Source organism: Dyadobacter sp. CY327 (assembly GCF_021390415.1).
In the GTDB taxonomy this organism is placed as follows: domain Bacteria; phylum Bacteroidota; class Bacteroidia; order Cytophagales; family Spirosomataceae; genus Dyadobacter; species Dyadobacter chenhuakuii.
Window position 1 is genome coordinate 1,773,986 of sequence record NZ_JAJUXJ010000001.1, and the last position, 18,487, is coordinate 1,792,472.

General features: G+C 47.4%; 11 protein-coding genes. 9 read left to right on the forward strand and 2 right to left on the reverse strand.

Going from position 1 to position 18,487, the window contains the following annotated elements:
• Window positions 1–17: 17 nt before the first annotated feature.
• From LZG74_RS07425 to LZG74_RS07465, 9 genes are all read left to right on the forward strand, one after another.
• A complete protein-coding gene (locus tag LZG74_RS07425; protein WP_233795935.1) occupies window positions 18–3,182 on the forward strand; it encodes a PVC-type heme-binding CxxCH protein in 3,165 nt (1,054 codons plus the stop codon).
• 28 nt (window positions 3,183–3,210) lie between these two features.
• Window positions 3,211–4,008: a DUF1080 domain-containing protein gene (locus LZG74_RS07430; RefSeq protein ID WP_233795936.1), complete on the forward strand. Its 798-nt coding sequence runs from the start codon at window positions 3,211–3,213 to the stop codon at window positions 4,006–4,008.
• A gap of 46 nt (window positions 4,009–4,054) precedes the next feature.
• Window positions 4,055–5,140 carry a Gfo/Idh/MocA family protein gene (locus LZG74_RS07435; protein WP_233795937.1) on the forward strand — a complete coding sequence of 362 codons (1,086 nt, stop codon included), beginning with the start codon at window positions 4,055–4,057 and terminating at the stop codon, window positions 5,138–5,140.
• A 6-nt stretch (window positions 5,141–5,146) separates the two neighbouring features.
• Window positions 5,147–6,130 carry a 3-hydroxyacyl-CoA dehydrogenase family protein gene (locus tag LZG74_RS07440; RefSeq protein WP_233795938.1) on the forward strand — a complete coding sequence of 328 codons (984 nt, stop codon included), beginning with the start codon at window positions 5,147–5,149 and terminating at the stop codon, window positions 6,128–6,130.
• Between the two features lie 93 nt (window positions 6,131–6,223).
• Window positions 6,224–6,781 carry an RNA polymerase sigma factor gene (locus LZG74_RS07445; protein ID WP_233795939.1) on the forward strand — a complete coding sequence of 186 codons (558 nt, stop codon included), beginning with the start codon at window positions 6,224–6,226 and terminating at the stop codon, window positions 6,779–6,781.
• A 12-nt stretch (window positions 6,782–6,793) separates the two neighbouring features.
• Window positions 6,794–7,804, forward strand: a complete 1,011-nt coding sequence (locus LZG74_RS07450; protein WP_233795940.1) for a FecR family protein — start codon at window positions 6,794–6,796, stop codon at window positions 7,802–7,804.
• A 323-nt stretch (window positions 7,805–8,127) separates the two neighbouring features.
• Complete coding sequence (locus LZG74_RS07455) at window positions 8,128–11,496, forward strand: TonB-dependent receptor (protein WP_233795941.1); 3,369 nt, start codon at window positions 8,128–8,130, stop codon at window positions 11,494–11,496.
• A gap of 21 nt (window positions 11,497–11,517) precedes the next feature.
• Window positions 11,518–13,071 (forward strand): RagB/SusD family nutrient uptake outer membrane protein, encoded by a 1,554-nt coding sequence (locus tag LZG74_RS07460; protein WP_233795942.1) that lies wholly within the window; start codon window positions 11,518–11,520, stop codon window positions 13,069–13,071.
• Between the two features lie 13 nt (window positions 13,072–13,084).
• On the forward strand, window positions 13,085–14,836 hold the full coding sequence (locus LZG74_RS07465; protein ID WP_233795943.1) for a DUF6528 family protein: 1,752 nt from the start codon (window positions 13,085–13,087) through the stop codon (window positions 14,834–14,836).
• Window positions 14,837–14,917: 81 nt separating this feature from the next.
• On the opposite strand, the gene LZG74_RS07470 is transcribed toward LZG74_RS07465, so the two are convergent.
• The gene (locus LZG74_RS07470; protein WP_233795944.1) at window positions 14,918–15,316 is read right to left on the reverse strand and encodes a response regulator; all 399 of its coding nucleotides are present in this window, start codon (window positions 15,314–15,316) and stop codon (window positions 14,918–14,920) included.
• On the reverse strand, window positions 15,300–18,458 hold the full coding sequence (locus LZG74_RS07475; protein ID WP_233795945.1) for a PAS domain S-box protein: 3,159 nt from the start codon (window positions 18,456–18,458) through the stop codon (window positions 15,300–15,302). The genes LZG74_RS07470 and LZG74_RS07475 overlap by 17 nt, the downstream gene beginning before the upstream one ends.
• Between the last annotated feature and the right edge of the window lie 29 nt (window positions 18,459–18,487).

An 18,487-nucleotide genomic window follows, 5' to 3' on the forward strand; every position in this document is an offset into this window, starting at 1 on the left:
TAATGAAATTAAAAGTGATGAATCCATTCATATCAAAAGACAATCGTAACATAACCAGAAAGTTAGTACGGCCTGCCGTGCTGGCACTAGTAGGTATTTTTTCTTTCGGGCTAACAGAGAAAAGCCCGCAGGAAGCTACCGGACTTCTCGTGCCGGAAGGATTCACGATCGAAAGCGTCGTGTCTCCCGAATTGCTTTCGTACCCCATGTTTGCCAGTTTTGACGGAAAAGGCCGCCTGTTCGTCTTCGAGTCGACCGAGCCAAACATTATGGGGACCGAGAAAATGCTGGCCGAACCATCGTACCACATCCGGTTGCTGGAAGATGTGGACGGAGACGGGAATTTCGAGAAAAATCAGATTTTTGCCAAAAACATCCCGTTTCCAAAAGGCGGGGTGTTTTACCAGGGCAGCTTATACGTGACCGAATCCCCAAATCTCGTAAAGTATACCGATACCAATGGAGATGGAACGTCAGATAAAAGAGAAGTGATTTTGACCGGCTGGGTGTTGAGTTCAAACGGGGCAACGCTGGGAGGTCCGTTCTTCGGGCCGGATGGCTGGATGTACATTACCGACGCCCGCCGCGGGTTCAGCATTACCACGAAGGAAGGGAAAGCATTGAAAGGCAAAACCGCCCGGATCTGGCGTTGCCGCCCGGATGGAACCGGCCTGGAAGCAATGTCCGGCGGAGGATTTGACAATTCCATTGAGATTGCATTCATGCCGTCCGGTGAAACCATTGGTACCATGACCTACTTCGTCGATCCCCAGGATGGGCAACGCGACGCATTGATGCACTGGGTGGAAGGTGGAACGTATCCAAAACCAAATCCAGCCGTTGAAGCAGATAAACTGAAAATGACAGGCGATTTCATGCCGGTAATGACCAAAATGGCACGCGTTGCTCCGTCGGGACTCATGCGTTACCGGGGCCCGAATTTTGGTGCAAAATACAAGGGTGACCTTTTCCATGCGGAGTTTAATACCGGCCGGGTTATGCGCCATATCGTTTCCGCAGATGGCGCAACCTACAAAACCGAAGATGAAGTTTTCATGAAATCCACCAGTTCGGATTCCCACCCAACCGATGTTTTGCAGGATGCGGACGGAAGTATGCTGGTGGTAATCACAGGCGGCTGGTTCATAGAAGGCTGCCCATTGTCGAGGGTTGCGAAACCGGATGTAAAGGGCGGCATTTACAGAATCCGCAAAACGGGCGCAGCCAAGGTTTCTGATCCCTGGGGCAAAAAATTGGATCTTGAAAAACAGACACCGGCTACCTTGCTAAAGTACCTTTCAGATACCCGTCCATTTGTTGCCGACAATGCCGCTGAACAACTGGTACTGCGTGGAAATGCGGCAGTGGCGCCGATTTTGAGCGCCTTACCGACTATCAAAGACGATAAAATTCGTGCAGCGGCGATTTTTGTTTTAGCAAGAATCAATACCACTGCAGCCTGGGCTGGTGTCCGCAATGGACTCAATGACAAAAGCAGCGTGGTACGTGTGGCTTCTGCGAGGATGATTGGCTTGGCAAAAGATGTGAAATCGGTCGATAAGCTCATGCAGCTGGTTCAGAAAGATTTTCCGCCGGTTCGCCGCCAGGCTGCTACTGCATTAGGTCAGATCGGAGATGTACGCGCTGTGCCTGCATTGTTGAATGGAGCTGCGGATAACAGCGATCGTTTTGTAAAACACGCCATTGTGCATTCCCTGATTACGCTCAAAACCACCGAGCCGCTGGTGAAAGCGTTGAGTAATCCTTCTCCTCAGATTCGGATCGCCGCATTGACAGCACTGGATCAGATGGATGGGACGCCGTTGAAGAAAAACGACCTGGCTCCGGTACTCGCCAGCAAAGACGCTGAACTCAGAAATACAGCCGTGTGGATCGCATCCCACCATCCGGAATGGACGGATATTGTTGTCAGTTTTCTTGAAAAAAGCCTGGGAGATGCTAAGCTTTCCGAGTCGGATGCTGCAGCGATCGGTGACCTGATGCTCATTTTTATGAAAGAATCTTCTGTGCAGAATTTTGTAGCAAAGCAACTTGGTAGCCCGTCGGCTACTGCCGACCGGAAGTTGTTGATGCTGAATGTGATATCAAGATCATCACTGAAAGAATTGCCGGCGTCATGGGTGACTGAGATCGGAAAGCAACTTCGCAGCGACGATGCTTTGGTACGTTCTCAGATTCTGGGCCTGATCGAATCACGCCGTATTGAGGCGATGAATCCGAGTTTGAATGAGATCATTAAAGATGAAAAAGCGCCCGTCGATTTCCGTTTGAAAGCATTGAGCGCGCGGATTATGTCCTCGTCCAAACTTTCCGATAGTGAATTCAAAATGTTACTGAAATACATCGGCAAGGAGTACGATTCACCTTTGCGCCAGCTTTCGGTCCGCCTGCTCAACCACGCGGAGCTCAATAATGAGCAGTTACTGGTGATCGCCCGCGAACACATTGGTAAAACAGACTTATTTCTGTTGCCTTCATTAATGGAAGCATTTGAAGGAAATACAAACGAGCAGGTTGGTAAAGAATTGATCGCAGGGATCCAATCCGGCTCCGGCCGACTTGATAATGTCGCCGAGCAGGATTTTCAGAGGTTACTAAAAAGCTTTCCGCCATCCGTACATGAAATGGCCGCCCCGTTGCTGGTGAAACTAAAAGCGCAGCATGCCGAGCGGCTGGCGCATTTACAGGATATGGAAGCCCGACTAAAAGGCGGCGATGTGGGCGAAGGCCGAAAACTTTTTTACGGCAAAGCATCTTGCTACTTATGCCACTCCGTAGGTTCGGAAGGCGGACGTTTCGGCCCGGATCTTACCAACATCGGCGAAATTAGGTCGAAGCATGATATTCTCGAAGCGGTTGTGTACCCGAGCGCGAGCTTTGCGCGTGAGTATGAAACCTTCCGTGTTGTTACCAAAACCAGCTCGTATACGGGTGTGATCAAGGAGCAGTTGCCCGAGGCTATCATCATCGAAGTGGGGCCGGTTCCAGGATTGCGGATTCCGCGTTCGGAGATCGTTTCCATTGAGCCACAAACCTTATCGATGATGCCTCCCGGCCTAGATCAGCAACTTACATCCTCCGAAATGGCCAGCCTAACCGCGTTTTTGGAAGCACTTCCATACCGTCTGGAAAGGATGATTGAAGCTCGGGAAAGGAAATAACCAAAATGATTTCCATTAACTAAACCCTATGAAAATGAAAATAAATGCGCTGTTCATTCCCTGCTTGATTTGTCTGATGATTGTTTCTGGAAACAGTGCAGCCCAGTCGAAAGGAAAAACCATCAAGCTTTTTAATGGAAAGAACCTGGATGGCTGGTACAAATTCGTGCAGAACCGGGGAAAAGAAAAGGACGTGAAAAATGTGTTTTCAGTCGAAAAAGGCTTGATACATATCTCCGGAGAAGAGTACGGAAGTATTGTGACCAATGAAGAGTTCGAAAACTACAAGCTGACCGTGGAATTTAAATGGGGCGATAAAACGTATGCGCCCCGCGCGGATCGTGCCCGCGACAATGGCATACTGTTACATTCCACCGGCGAGGATGGCGGCTACAACGGAATTTGGATGCACTCCATTGAATGCCAGATCATTGAAGGCGGAACGGGCGATTTTCTTGTAGTGGGAGATGGTAGCGATAAATTTGCATTGACTGCGACTGTGGCGCCGAAAAAAGAAGGCGGCGGCAATGTATATCAGCCGGGCGGAACGCCACTCACCATTCACAGTGGCCGGATCGACTGGTTCAACCGCGATCCATCGTGGAAAGATGTAAAAGGTTTCAGAGGTGCAAAAGATATTGAAAAGCCGGTTGGTGAATGGAATACAATGGAATGCATTGCGGATGGAGATGATGTATCCATTTACCTTAATGGTACACTTGTCAATCAGGCAACACAGGTAAAACCATCGAAAGGGCGCATTCAGATCCAGTCGGAGGGAGCAGAAATGTTTGTCCGAAAAGTAGTGCTGAAACCCTTGAAATAGTGTTTTAGAATCGAGTTTTTTAATTATTCCTAAATCCTTAAGCAAAATGTCAGAAGAAAAAAAGTCACTACGGGTCCTCGTTGTGGGCGCCGGGAATATGGGCGCGTCTCATGCAACTGCCTACCACACGCTCAGCGGGTTTGAAATCTGCGGAATCGTCTCCACCGGAAAAAGTAAGGAGGTTTTGAATGAAAAACTGGGCGGCGGTTACACGCTTTTCAGCGATTACGAACAAGCGCTGGAAGCGACCAATCCCGACGCAGTATGCATCTCCACTTACCCCGACACCCACGAAAAATTTGCGGTCGCCGCTTTTGAAAAAGGATGCCACGTATTCATCGAAAAACCGGTTGCCGACTCAGTCGCCGGTGCCGAACGTGTGGTAGCAGCTGCAAACAAAGCTGGGAAAAAACTGGTGGTAGGCTACATTTTACGCCATCATCCATCCTGGGAGAAATTTGTGAGCGTGTCGCATGAACTTGGAAAACCGCTGGTAATGCGCATGAACCTAAACCAGCAAAGCCAGGGCAGCATGTGGACGCTGCACAGAAACCTGATGGCCAGTTTGAGCCCGATCGTGGATTGCGGCGTGCATTACATCGACGTAATGTGCCAGATGACGCGTTCCAAACCCACGCAGGTATATGCGATCGGCGCGAGACTTACGGAAGAAATTCCGGTTGGGAATTACAATTATGGTCAATTACAGATCCGTTTCGAAGACGGCTCGGTGGGCTGGTACGAGGCAGGCTGGGGGCCAATGGTGAGTGAAACGGCCTTTTTTGTCAAAGATGTTTTCGGTCCGAAAGGATCGGTCTCCATTGTTGCGAAGGAAGCGGGCGGCGAGGGTAAATCGTCTTCCATTGAAGCCCATACCAAAACGGAATCTATTCGAGTGCATTACTCTGACCTGGATGCGGACGAAAATTTTGCGAAAGAAGACTTGTGGATCAATCTGCAGGACGACCCGGACCATCAGGAACTGTGTAACCGGGAGCAGCGCTATTTTCTTAGATCAATCGAAGAAAATATTGATCTCACGGATCATATGGAAGATGCGGTGAACAGTCTCCGGATTGCATTTGCGTGCGATGAATCGGTACGGACAGGACAGGTGGTCACTTTAAAGTAAATGAGAATGGACCCACAAGAAATTTCCGTCGGTGTTGTAGGCCTGGGGCTGATGGGCTGCAGCATCACAACATGTTTACTGATCGCCGGTCACCCGGTGGTAGCAGTTGCCCCCATAGCAAGTGACTTGATTCATGCAGAAAGCAGGGTATGCAACCATTTAAAGCATTCTTTTGAAAACGGTTTGGTCGCAAATGGCCCAGAGTTTTATATCGATCAGCTAACCATCACCGAAGATTACGCGCAGCTGAGCGGCTGCAAACTGGTCATTGAATGCACCATTGAGAACATTGCTATCAAGGAGTCGGTTTTTAAAAAAGTGGAACAGGTCATCGCTTCCGACGCCGTGCTTGCCAGCAATACTTCGGCCATTCCGATCAGTACGCTCCAAAAGCTAACCATTCATCCGGACCGTTTCTTCGGACTACATTGGGCCGAACCGGCGCATACCACGCGTTTTCTGGAAATCATTTGCGGGGATGAAAGTGATAAATCAAAAGGCGAATATCTGTACGAACTTTCGCATTTGTGGAGTAAGGAACCAATACTTGTGCGCAAAGATATTCCGGGATTTATCACCAACCGGCTGATGTACGCTATGTACCGCGAGGCAATTAGTCTGGTGGAAAACGGCTACGCGACGGTGGAAGATGTGGATCGTTCGTGCCGCAACAATGCAGGTTATTTCATGACGTTAATGGGCGTGTTTCGCTGGATGGACCTCACCGGTGTAGCGGCGTATCACACGGTGATGAAGGATCTGCTGCCGACATTGGATAACAGTACGCATGTTCCGAAACTGATAGATGATATTGTAAAAGTAGGCGGCAATGGTGTTTCCAATGCACATGGATTTTACGAATACGCACCCGGGGAAGCCCGGCTCTGGGAAGATACATTTACCGCGTTCAGCTACGAGATTAGGGAGCTTGCATTGAAGTATCCCCATGATGTGGTAAAACAGAAACTCCCGAAAGAGCCGGACTTGTAATGCGTTGATTTCACCGTAGTATTGAAAAAAAAACTAAAAAAAATCTAGGGATTGCGGCCCTAAGGTGAACCTTAGGGAATAACAATGAATCAGATGTCCCATACAGATCTGGATGACGAAATGTTGGTTAATTTAATGAAAGGTGATGACGCGGATGCCTTTAAGATAATTTATCAAAGGTATTGGCGGCAGCTTTACGGTTTTGTATATCAGCAGCTGGGTTATAAGGAAGATTCAGAAGAAGTGGTCCACGACTTGATGTTAAGCTTATGGCAGAACCGCAAGCATTCTCAAATTCAACATTTAAGGATTTACCTTTTTATTGCGGCACGGAACCTGACGAATAAGTTAATCAAGTCGCACATTAACCTGCGAAAGTACCGGGAATATCAGCTGCTGCATCAGGTCTTTGAGTTCAAAGATTCGGAAGATATTTTTAAGGTAAACGACTTGACGAACGCAATAGAGAACGTACTGAAAAAAATGCCGGAAAAGACGGCGACCATATTCCGCATGAGCAAGATCGACGAAATACCTGTCAAAAAAATTGCTCTAAAAATGGATCTGACAGACAAAGCCGTCGAGTATCACATTACCAAGTCCCTCAAAATACTTCGGCAGCATCTGCAGGCCTTTCACTCAGACAATTAACAATACGGCTTGATGACACATCATGAATTCGATAACCTTTCAGAGAAATATCTAGCGGGAAATTGCCCTCCGGAAGAAATTGCTATCCTGCGGGAATGGTCTGACCTGCATTTCGGGCAAAATGAGGGGAATCGTTCATTCGCCTCAGAGGCCGAAGCCATGGAGACGGAGCAGTTGATATGGGACAGAATCCAGTCCGATGCGCTGGCACCTAAGGAACGGCTTTGGCTGCATAACAAATGGCTATGGACAGGTGTAGCAGCCTCTTTCCTACTGCTGATTTCGGTTCTTTATATCCGTAAAGAGGTTTCGCTGCTTCCTGAGTCCCAAATCTCAATCAACGGAGTTGAGACTAAAAATACCGGTCACTCGCAGCATAAAGTCACTTTGCCGGATGGGAGCAAAGTCACACTGGCCGAAAATGCAAGCATTGTTACAGCAGAGGACTATGGAAAAGAGACGCGGACAGTTTATCTGTCCGGGGAAGCTTTTTTTGATATAAAACGCAATGAGAAAATGCCTTTCTTGGTGCATACGGGTGAGCTCGTTACCGAAGTGCTAGGTACTAGTTTTTGGATCAGGCCTCATAGTGGCAGCAAAACCATCGAGGTCTCTGTTAAGACCGGCCGGGTTTCGGTATACGCTGCAGATATTTCTGGTGGCAAAAAGAAAAACGGTGTGATCATTACGCCAAACCAGAAAGTATTGTATGATACTGAAAACAGGACCATCCGACAAGATATTGTCGACGCACCTGAGATCATACTGCCACATCCAATAGTCTCCGACTTCCAATTCGAGGAGGCGACGATCCGGAAAGTTTTGTCCGCCATGCAAAACGCGTACGGCGTTGAGATTGTCGTCGCTAATCCAGTATTGGAGCAGTGTGCGTTTACCGGTGATCTGAATGGGCTTTCAATGTATCAGCAGTTGGAAATGGTTTGCGGCGTTGTAGATGCAGAATACGAGATTCGCGGGACAACAATCTTCGTGACGGGAAGCGGATGCAATGCAACCAAATAAATGCAAGATCAAATGAACCGGCTGCATACATCCAGCCACCACAAAAGAACAATAGTTTGAATTCTTAAAATTATGACGACAACCCGGTAATACGGGGATAATATTAACATACCAATTTTGTAACCTTCATTCACTTAAACCCTCCTCCCTTATTTTGAAATATTCCTAAACCCTTTAAAAGTTGCCCCAACAATGAAAAGCCGGCAATACGTCAATATTGCCGGCTAACATGAGTACATGACTCAAACGTCAATTTGAGGCCATGACACTTGTGGAAATCTACCAGTTTGAAGTCCTGTCAAAAACTTAAACTTTGCTAATTTATGCATAAAAATTTACAGATTCCAGCCGCAGCCTGGAGCGCAATGAAAATGTCCTTCAACCAATTTCTTATCGTATTACTTTTTTGTGGATTCTCTTATGCCCGCGAAGCCGAGGGGCAGGACATTCTGAATAAGCCCGTTTCCCTGGAAATGGAGAATGTGAAGCTAAAAAAAGTGCTTCTGTCGATCGAAAGTCAGACAAACGTGCGCTTTGTTTACAGTTCCAGTGCCATTGATATTAATCAAAAAGTAAATATCAAGGCCACCAACAGGAACCTGGAAGCGATTTTAAAGGAACTCCTTAAACCCATATCGCTCACCTATGTCGTTTCCGAAAACCGGGTTTTAATTAAAAATGAAAAAAAGGAGGAAAAAACGCCCCCTGCGAGCCCGATGGGAGGCGTTAAATATTCGATAGACAAAACCCTTAACGGGACTGTGGTTGACGAAACGGGGGTTGGTTTGCCTGGCGTAAGTGTTTTGCTTAAAGGAACACAGCAGGGTACCACGACGGATGTTGACGGAAAATACCAGATTGTTACCAAAAGCGATTCTGATATTCTCGTGTTTTCATTTGTTGGTTACCTGACCCAAGAGTTGATTGCAGGCAACAAAACGACCCTCGATATCACACTGAAACCCGACACGAAAGCATTGGAAGAAGTAGTAGTGGTAGGTTATGGAACGCAGAAAAAAGCAAACCTGACCGGCGCACTTTCCATGCTGGATATGAAAACCAAGGAAAATACACCTGTAACCAATGCCAGCCAGGCACTTCATGGTGTATCAGGGTTATGGGTCAACCAATCGGGATCACGGCCCGGGGCGGATAATGCTACCATCCGCATCAGGGGTGTAGGTACGACCAACAACAGCAACCCGCTGGTTTTGGTCAATGGGATGGAATATGACATGAATGAGGTTAATCCCAATGACATCGAAACCATTACCGTTCTTAAAGATGCATCGGCTGCCATTTACGGATCGCGTGCTGCAAACGGGGTTGTTTTGATCACAACGAAAACCGGAGTAGCAGGCAAAAGCAAGATCAGCTACAATTTTTCGTACGGTATCCAAAGTCCCACAATGATGCCCGACGTGATCTGGGACCCGATCCAGTACATGCAGCTGAAAAACCAGGCATTACGCAATGAAGGCAAAACAGTAGTTGATTATTCGGATGCTCAAATTGAGCAGTACCAGGCCGGTATGGCTACGAATCCCTATGCTTACCCCAACATTAACTGGTTCGACCAGGTGATGAAGAATGGCTCGCTTAACCAGCACCATCTCCAGTTCTCAGGCGGCAGCGATAAAATGCTTTACAAATTGTCGCTGGGATACATGGACCAGAAGGGTGTGCTGATTGCAAATGACAATGCAAAACGCTATTCCATCGATCTGAACCTGTCTTCACAAGTGGCAAAAAACCTGCGGGTTGGAGCCAATATCATTGCCAATTACAGAAAATCTACCGAACCTGCCGACGCAACTTCGGGATACTTCGGTTCCCTGATGCGGGTCTTACCTATTTTCACGCCTTATGTTGAGGACGGAAGGTACGGCAACACGGTATTCCGTACCCCTGGACGTAACCTGATCGAAAACCCGATGAAATTAGTCAGGGAAGGTTATCGTAAGCCTACCGTTCAGCGTATTTTTGCAAAGCTTTTTGCCGATTATCAGCTACCCTATGATATCAAGTACAGCGTTAACCTGGGTATCGACAAGCTTGATAATGTCGAAAGACGTTTTAATTCAAGGGTAAATACCTACGATCCGCTCACGCTGGCAGTGATGAACTACGGGCAGACGGTTTCTTACAATGGCAACATAAGCAATCTGAACCTGAATTTCTTCCAGACACTTTCCTGGGATAAAACATTTGCAGGCAATCACCACTTATCTGCGCTGGTTGGAACAAGCTATAATGATTTTGACAACAGCCTATTCAACGCAAGCATAGAAAACCTCTCCGGAAACACGCTCACTGACCTGAAAGCAAGTTCATTGAACCCGGTAATAGGCGGAGAGGTAACGCGCGATAAGCTTACTTCTTTTTTTGGAAGAGTTAATTATGATTTTAAGGAAAAATACCTGCTTGAAGCAGTAATAAGATATGATGGTTCTTCGCGTTTCGGCCAGAATAATCGCTGGGGGGTGTTTCCGGGTCTTTCTGCCGGATGGCGCATTGACCAGGAAGGCTTCTTTGACTCCAACTTTATCAATCTGTTGAAGCTCCGTGCCTCGATCGGGAAGCTGGGTAACCAGGCTGTGCCGCTTTACAGTTACCTCAATGTGGTAAGCCTGGGCAGTGATTATTCATTTGGTAATGTACTTCAGCCAGGCGCCGCCACCACATCTTACAACGATCCGAATATTTCGTGGGAAACAACCACTACCTATAACGCAGGGTTGGATGTAGACGCCTGGTCTGGCAAGCTTTCCGGTGAATTCGAAGTTTTCAAAAAACGGACTTCAGGTATTTTACGCCAGGTTGCCATCCCTTCTCAGGTGGGTGCATTGAACGGTCCTCAAAGAAACATAGGTGTGGTGGATAACACAGGTTTTGAGGTTACGCTCAGCCATAGAAACCGGATTGGTGCTTTTAAATACGAACTACGTACAGGCGCCAGTTACGTAAAAAACAAGGTTGTCGACCTGAATGGCGAAACTGTTATCACCGGAAGAAGAATATACAAAGAAGGTTACCCGCTGGACGCTTACTATTTGCTGCAAAGCGATGGGATTTACCAGACGCAGGAAGAAGTAAACAACAGCGCCAAGGTGAGCAACGCAGTAAAACCGGGTTACTTGAAATATAAGGATATGGATGGCAATGGTACCATCAATGGTGACGACCGTATCATTACCGGCTCGTCCATTCCAAAATGGAATTACAGCTTTGCGATAAACCTGACTTACAAACAGTTTAGCCTCAATACTTACTTCCAGGGTGTGCAGGGAATCAATATTTACCCTACTGCTAACCTGGCGTATCCCGTCAATAACGGTGCCGGACTTACCAAGGAATGGGCGACCGATGCGTGGACACCGCAAAATACGGGCGCAAAGCTACCTATCCTGACCACGCCGCAAGGCGCTTCGGAAAACTACCAGGCCTCAACTGCCTGGCTGAGAAGCGGATCTTACCTGCGTGCCCAGAACATTCAGCTTAACTATGCTTTTCCTGAGAAATGGATTTCAAAAGCATCTATCAGCAAGCTGAACCTGTTTGCCAATGTTCAGAACTTCTTTACTTTTTCCAAGTATAAAGACTCTGATCCTGAACGTAATATCACCGCCGATAACCTTTATGATTATCCGATGCTGAAGACCGTAAGCTTTGGCCTGAACGTTACTTTCTAACCTACCCTTAAAAAAGATATTATGAAAAAGATAATCTGCGTTTTTACGCTCAGTCTGTTTATGGCCGGTTGCGGAAACGATATGTTGAATGTGCAGCCGAATGACCGGTATACCGAGGAAACCTTCTGGACATCTGAATCCAATGCTATGATGGGGCTTACCGGCTGCTACGCTGTGTTGCGCAATGCAGGTATGTTTGGTGGAACCGCGACTCCGCTCTGGGAGGAAACCGCCACACCCAATGCATATAACTATGACAACTCCGGAGGCTGGAATGTGATCGGGGCTGGTACTCAGACAGCCAGCAATTCAGCGATCATCACCAGCAGATGGGACGACGCCTATCGTGGAGTAGGACGTTGTAATTCGCTTCTTGCAAAAATTGATGCCGTATCCATGGATGCTGCATTGAAAAATCGCATGAAGGGCGAAGCAAACTTTTTGAGAGCATTGTATTATTCTACCCTTGCAAACTACTACGGTGGCGTGCCGCTGATCCTCGACCAGCCGGACCCGGCTGCCCAGTCGGAGCTGCCACGGAATTCCCGGGAGGAAGTAGTACAGCAGGTACTGAAAGACCTGGACGCAGCGATTGCTGTGCTTCCGGTAAAATACTCAGCTGCTACTGACATTGGAAGGGCTACCAAGGGTGCTGCGTTGGCGTTGAAAGCGAAAGTGCTCCTTTTTGAGGCAAGCCCATTAATCAACACCTCAGGAGACGCTGCTAAATGGAAGCTGGCTGCCGATGCCGCCAAAGCAGTGATGGACCTTCCCGGAACCGGCTACGCACTTTTTCCAAACTACCGCGGATTGTTTCTTCCAGCGAATGAAAACAGCAGCGAATCGATCTTTGATGTACAATTTATGGCACCGCAACTGGGGAGCTCTTTTGACCTGATCGGCCGCCAGTACAATACCAATGCACCCGTGCGTGACCTGGTAAATGCCTATCTGATGAAAGACGGGCTGCCCCAGTCTCAGTCGCCTTTGTATGATGCAGCCAATCCGCACGACAACCGCGACCCGCGTATGTACCAGACGATCGTGTATCCCGGAGATATGTTCCAGGGCCAGCTGGTTACCCCCGCCCGATTTGTAGTAACCGGATATGGCACCAAGAAATATACTATTTATGACAAGGAAGCCAATAGCAATAACGTTCAGGAAAGTCGCTCGGAGATCAACTATATGGTGATCCGTTATGCAGACATATTGCTGATGTATGCCGAGGCGCAAAACGAAGCTTCGGCCGCGCCTGACGCTTCAGTACTGGACGCGGTAACCAAAATACGAGCTCGCGCAGGCATGCCACTCTTTGCTGCAGGAAAGACCAAAGCCGAAATGCGAGAGATAATCCGCCTGGAACGCCGCATCGAGTTTGCAGGTGAAGGGTTGTACTATACCGACATTCGCAGATGGAAAACTGCCGAGGTGGTACTTAACGCGCCCGTTCTTACTTACGACGCAAAACCCATTATGAGCCGCACATTCAATGCCCAGCGCGACTACTGGTGGCCTATCCCGGATGTACAGCGTGACAGAAATCCTAAACTAGATCAAAACATTGGATACTAAAACTGCGAAAAACATGGGTTCAGGCCTTTTGGGAATGAAATGCCTTGTAATGCTTACCGTGTTTGCGGCAGGCTATCTTTCTCAACCTTGTTTGGCTCAGGGTAAAAAAATAATTCCGGAAAGCTGGAAGCTTGGAACAGCTTCCGGCCTGTTCCCGGATTTAACTCCTGAGACATTGAAAGAAGTTAAAGCGAGTGGCATTGAGCATATTGAAGTTAACTGGAAACCGGAACTCGTAAATGGTACACCGGCGGAACGCCTGGCCTTCGCGAAGAATTTTCATCGTGATGCTAAAAAAGCGGGTCTTGTAATCTGGTCGACACATATACCTTACGGCAAAAAGTTCGACCTGGCGGAAACTGATCCTCAGAAGAGGCCAGACATTTTGCGCAATGCCAAGGAATACATCGACCTGGCAATGGAAATGAAGGTCAAGCAAATTGTGATTCACCCGAGTACCGAACCAATTCCGGATTCGGAGCGGGCGGCGAAGATAGCGGCCTGCCGGGAGTCGCTGAAAGAGCTTTCAGTATACAGCAAGAAAAAAGGTGCTTCGCTTAACATTGAATGCCTTCCCCGCACCTGCCTGGGCAACACCAGCAAGGAGATCCTGCAGATATTGGACGGTATTGATAACATCGGTATTTGTTTTGATTCCAACCATTTATTGAAAGAGACTCCCCAGGATTTTGTAAAGGCGGTGAATAAACGGATCCGTACCGTTCACATTTCCGACTATGATAACGTAAACGAGCGCCACTGGCTGCCTGGGAAGGGTATCATCGATTGGAACAATGTCATCTCAGCGCTCGTCGAAGTCGGATACAAAGGCTCGTTCATGTACGAGGCTGTGAAGAAGGCCGACAACAATTACAGCTTTAAAGATTTAAAGCCCAATTACGAATCTTTGAAAAAAGCATGGATAAATCAGGAATACGCGCAATCCATTCCGCCAAAGTCATTTCTGGTTTGCGGGGATAGCAAGATCCTGATCGTGGATTACAACAAATCTCGTGACAGCATACCCGAGATCATTTGGAGCTGGGATGCGCATCTGGCAAAAGATCTTCCGGAAACTTTCAGAAACAGAAAGTTCAATTCGACCGACGATTGTAAGGCTATCAACGATGGAAAACAAATACTGATATCATCGTCCTCAGGTGCGATCGCAATCCTGAATGTGTCCGATAAAAAAGTCGTTTTCTATGCCGAAGTACCTAACGCACATTCCGTTGCAATTCTCCCAGGTAACAAGATAGCAGCTGCTGCCTCGACGCACGCGAATGGAAACAAGATTATGCTTTTTGATATCAAAAAACCCAACGAGCCGCTTTTTACGGACAGCCTGTATTCAGCTCACGGGGTTGTGTGGGATGCTAAGCGAAAGAGTTTATTCGCTTTGGGATTTGATGTCCTAAGGGAATATAAATTGGTAAACGGAAAAAGTCTCAGCTTGAATGCACACTGGAAAATTCCTGGCGAAGGCGGACATGAGCTGGGGCTTACCTCAGATGAGAATGCCCTTTTTGTGACGGAACATACGGGTGCCTGGACTTTCAACCTCAACGATCATCAATTTACCAAGATCAGCGGTTTTCCCGATGCAGAGAATATTAAAAGTCTGAACCGTGATAGCGCTGGCCAGTACATTTTCACTATCCCTGAAAAAAGCTGGTGGACGTATCATGTACGATTCCTTGCTCCGGAGCGGAGTTTTGCATTCCCGGACATGAAAGTTTACAAAGCACGCTGGTTTTATCAGTAAATCGCTTGCGTATTTGGAAAAGCCGGAACTAAAACTTTAATGTTTCGGCTCCGGCTTTTTAGTTGAAGTATTTTGGCCACATTATGTGCTAAATATCTGTTTTATCGTTTCCCTACTTAACGGTTTTGAATAGTAACCGTTAACGAGTGGGTGGTTTTCTGCCTTCTGGGTATCTTCCGGATCGATGGAAGAGGAGAGGATAAATATGGTGATTTGTTCCTGTACCAGGCTGGGAAACGAACAGAATGTATCCAAAAATTCCCATCCGGTCATTACCGGCATATTGATATCAAGAAAGAGGGCAGCGTGCTGATCCTGCGTGCTATTACCATAGTCTTCTCTGATCCATTCCAACGCCTTTTCGGGGTCAGTAAACAGATGGATACTGGCATCAGGTGCAATGGAGCCAATGATATATTTGCAGATCAGGTTGTTGCCGGGATCGTCATCGACGACAATGAATTTAGAAGGTAGTTTCATGAACTGGAATTTGGTAAGCATGGGGACTAAATGCAACCCTAACTTCGGTGCCTTGATTAACGACACTCTCTACTGCAATTTTCCCGCCAAGCATTTCAACTTGCGTCTTGACCATAAATAACCCCATTCCTTTGCCTTCCACGTGGTGGTGGAAGCGTTTGTAGAGGCCAAAGAGTTGCGCACCTTTACTGGCCAGGTCAATCCCCATTCCATTATCCTGAAAGGAAAGCGTTACCAGGTCCTGATCCCTGCTGCTTATTATCCTGATCACAGGATCGATGTCCTTCTGGCGGTATTTGATACTGTTCATGATCAGGTTAAAGAAAATACTATGCAAATAACTTTTCAAGGTGAATAATTCACTTACAGCACTAAAATCGGTTTCTATCCGCACATTTTCTTTTTCGATAATATTCTGGATGCTCGAGCTGATTTCGTCTATCAGCTGCTGCAAAGAAACCGGTTCCCTATTTTCACTTACTCCCATTTTAACCTGCAGAATCCTGTTAAGATCTGAAATGACATCGTCGAGACGTTTGACATTCACTAATATCTCGGTCACAAACTGCTGCTTTACTTGTGCAGGGTAGGTGTCCTCGTTTACCAGCTCGGCTAAACCTATGATATTGGCAACCGGGGCACGCAGGTTGTGTGATAAAATGTAGGAGAACTGTTCAAGGCCCTTGTTAGAAGCCAAAAGCTCATCGGTATATTTCTGAAGATTTTTGTGGAGCTCATTAAGCTCAAACTCCGAGTGCTTGCGTTGGGTAATATCCCTGAAATAGACAGATAACCCATTTGCAGAAGGGTATGCGGTCACCTCGAACCACGCATTGTCCCTTTCGTAATAGGATTCAAAATGCTGGATGGCATTTTGCTCAATAGCTTTATGGTAGTTATGATGGAATTCGGTGTCTACGATGTCGGAAAACACATCCCATACAACCCGGCCCAATATGGTGTCTTTGGGGCAGTTTAGCATGGTCTCTGCTTGCTTATTCCAGTAGGTTACAATCCAGTTCTTATCTAGTGCATAAAACCCATCGCCTATACTTTCCAGGATGACATTCCTTTCTTCAAGCGCTTTAAGCACTTCTTGTTCAGCGTGTTTTTCCCGGGTAATATCATTTACAAAACAGGATAGGCCGGTAACGGTATTGTCTTTGATGATGGGGTGAATTGAAAATCTCAGATAGCTGTCAGATCCGTTGTAGGGGAACAACTTTTCGAATTTCAAAATTTCACCGCTCAATGTACGAGCATTGATCACCTCCCATTCCTGGGCCGAGCCGGGATCAAACTCTTCCAGAGATTCGCGGATATCATCGCCTGGCTGTACATCTATGCCGTACCTTTCCTTCATCATGCTTTTCAGTGCGCCGTTGTAGGTGATGTATCTCAGGTCGGTATCAAGGGAGTAAATTAGGGAATCGGTATTGTTGATAATAGCGTTCAGGTTCGATTCTGAGCGTTGAAGCAGCTCCTGGGCCAGCTTCCGATCAGTAATATCAGTCATAGCTAAGCTGAGTCCCGTGATTTCGCCGTTCCCGTACACAGGGACAAACATAATGCTTAACCATTTGCTCTCACCATCAATTAGCTCATATATATGGTCATACTGCCGGGTATTACCGGATAGCACACTGGTGATCATCTTTTGATAATCAGCGCTTTTGTCCTTACTGACCGCATCAAACAAACTACCGCCCACTTGAATTTCTTTGCCGGTGCTTAGCTTATAAAAATTACTGGCCTTGCTATTGAAGTACTTTACTACCGCCTGGGTATCGGCCAGGATAAAACCTTCCATAGAATTTTCAAAGACAGCCCGCAGGTTGGATTCCGAACTTCTCAGGGCCTGCTCAGATTTTTTAGTTTCCGTCACATCGTGCATCACGCCGTATAGGCTGACGGGTTGCCCTTGGCTATTTAGCTCTACATGGGTTTGCGCATGCAGGTACCTGATCTGTCCGTCCCTTCTGACAATCCGGAAGTAGTAGTCCGCCGCCTGTTGGGAATCTATCGCATCCCGGTTCTTTTTCAGTACGTATTCAACATCATCCGGATGTATGAACGATATCCAGGAAGCCGCACTTTGGATATTGTCTGTTAGGGATAAACCGCAAATCCGGCAGGCTTCATCGGAGAACGCATTGGTTCGCGTCGCTAAATCAAGTTCCCAGCTGCCCAGGTGGGCAACGGCCTGGGCCTGGCTCAGACGCCCTTCCTTGTGTTTAAGCTGCTGGTTGGCCAGGACCGTGTCGGTCACATCCCGGAAATTGTCGACTATCCCGTTGATAGCGGGTTCATGTAGCAGGTTGGTGACCGTAGCCTCAATCCAGCGCCAGGTGCCATCCTTGTGCAGCATCCGCCCGGTATGCCCCTGTATGGGTACGCCCGGACTGGCAAGAACTTTCATCAGGACTTTAGCATGTTCTTCCATATCGTCAGGATGTGGCAAAGTAAAAAGGTCCATGTTAAGGACCTCCTGCGGGGAGTATCCCAATACATTTTTAACGGCCGGCGAAACGTAGGTTGGCTGGGCCTGCGCATTTAGCACGACAACGGCCTCCATGCTGTTTTCCACCAGCGTGCGAAAACGCTTTTCACTGTTGGTTAACTGTTCGAGCATGTCCTGCTGCTCTTTTTTAAGCTTGTATTTTTCCAGACTCTGCTGTATTGCGAACGGCAGGCGGCCGGGCTGGTCCTTGATAATGTAATCGTCCACCCCCAGCATCAGAAGCTCTTCTGCCATTTCATCGGACACTGCATTCGAGAAGATCATGAAAGGAATTTTCAGCCCGCTCTGCCGGAGACTCGCAATTGCCTCTGAGCAATGGATACCGGCCAGAGTATATTCAGAGAGGATAATATCTGGGCCAAAACCCGCTAGTGCCGCTATATATTGATGGTTGTTGCAGGCAACACGTATCTCAGCGTTTATCCCTGCTTTGTTTAAGGCTTGTCGCGCCGTAACTGCCCCCGCCTCTGAACCTTCCAGGTACACTATTTTCAGATCGCTCTTCACTTTTGGTGTATTTATATATGCTAAACCCGGCAGGATCTTTGTTGCTATAAGAGATTTATTTACCCCACTATCCCCGGGAATGTAAAATAATTTCGGGGAAAATGAATACATCATTCAATGTTAAAGTATTGTGCCTGCTGAAA

Excerpts from the sequence above, each read along its gene's own strand:
- LZG74_RS07425 (WP_233795935.1), top strand. The coding sequence starts at position 18 with ATGAATCCATTCATATCAAAAGACAATCGTAACATAACCAGAAAGTTA.
- LZG74_RS07430 (WP_233795936.1), top strand. The coding sequence starts at position 3,211 with ATGAAAATGAAAATAAATGCGCTGTTCATTCCCTGCTTGATTTGTCTG.
- LZG74_RS07435 (WP_233795937.1), top strand. The coding sequence starts at position 4,055 with ATGTCAGAAGAAAAAAAGTCACTACGGGTCCTCGTTGTGGGCGCCGGG.
- LZG74_RS07440 (WP_233795938.1), top strand. The coding sequence starts at position 5,147 with ATGGACCCACAAGAAATTTCCGTCGGTGTTGTAGGCCTGGGGCTGATG.
- LZG74_RS07445 (WP_233795939.1), top strand. The coding sequence starts at position 6,224 with ATGTCCCATACAGATCTGGATGACGAAATGTTGGTTAATTTAATGAAA.
- LZG74_RS07450 (WP_233795940.1), top strand. The coding sequence starts at position 6,794 with ATGACACATCATGAATTCGATAACCTTTCAGAGAAATATCTAGCGGGA.
- LZG74_RS07455 (WP_233795941.1), top strand. The coding sequence starts at position 8,128 with ATGCATAAAAATTTACAGATTCCAGCCGCAGCCTGGAGCGCAATGAAA.
- LZG74_RS07460 (WP_233795942.1), top strand. The coding sequence starts at position 11,518 with ATGAAAAAGATAATCTGCGTTTTTACGCTCAGTCTGTTTATGGCCGGT.
- LZG74_RS07465 (WP_233795943.1), top strand. The coding sequence starts at position 13,085 with ATGGGTTCAGGCCTTTTGGGAATGAAATGCCTTGTAATGCTTACCGTG.
- LZG74_RS07470 (WP_233795944.1), bottom strand. The coding sequence starts at position 15,316 with ATGAAACTACCTTCTAAATTCATTGTCGTCGATGACGATCCCGGCAAC.
- LZG74_RS07475 (WP_233795945.1), bottom strand. The coding sequence starts at position 18,458 with ATGATGTATTCATTTTCCCCGAAATTATTTTACATTCCCGGGGATAGT.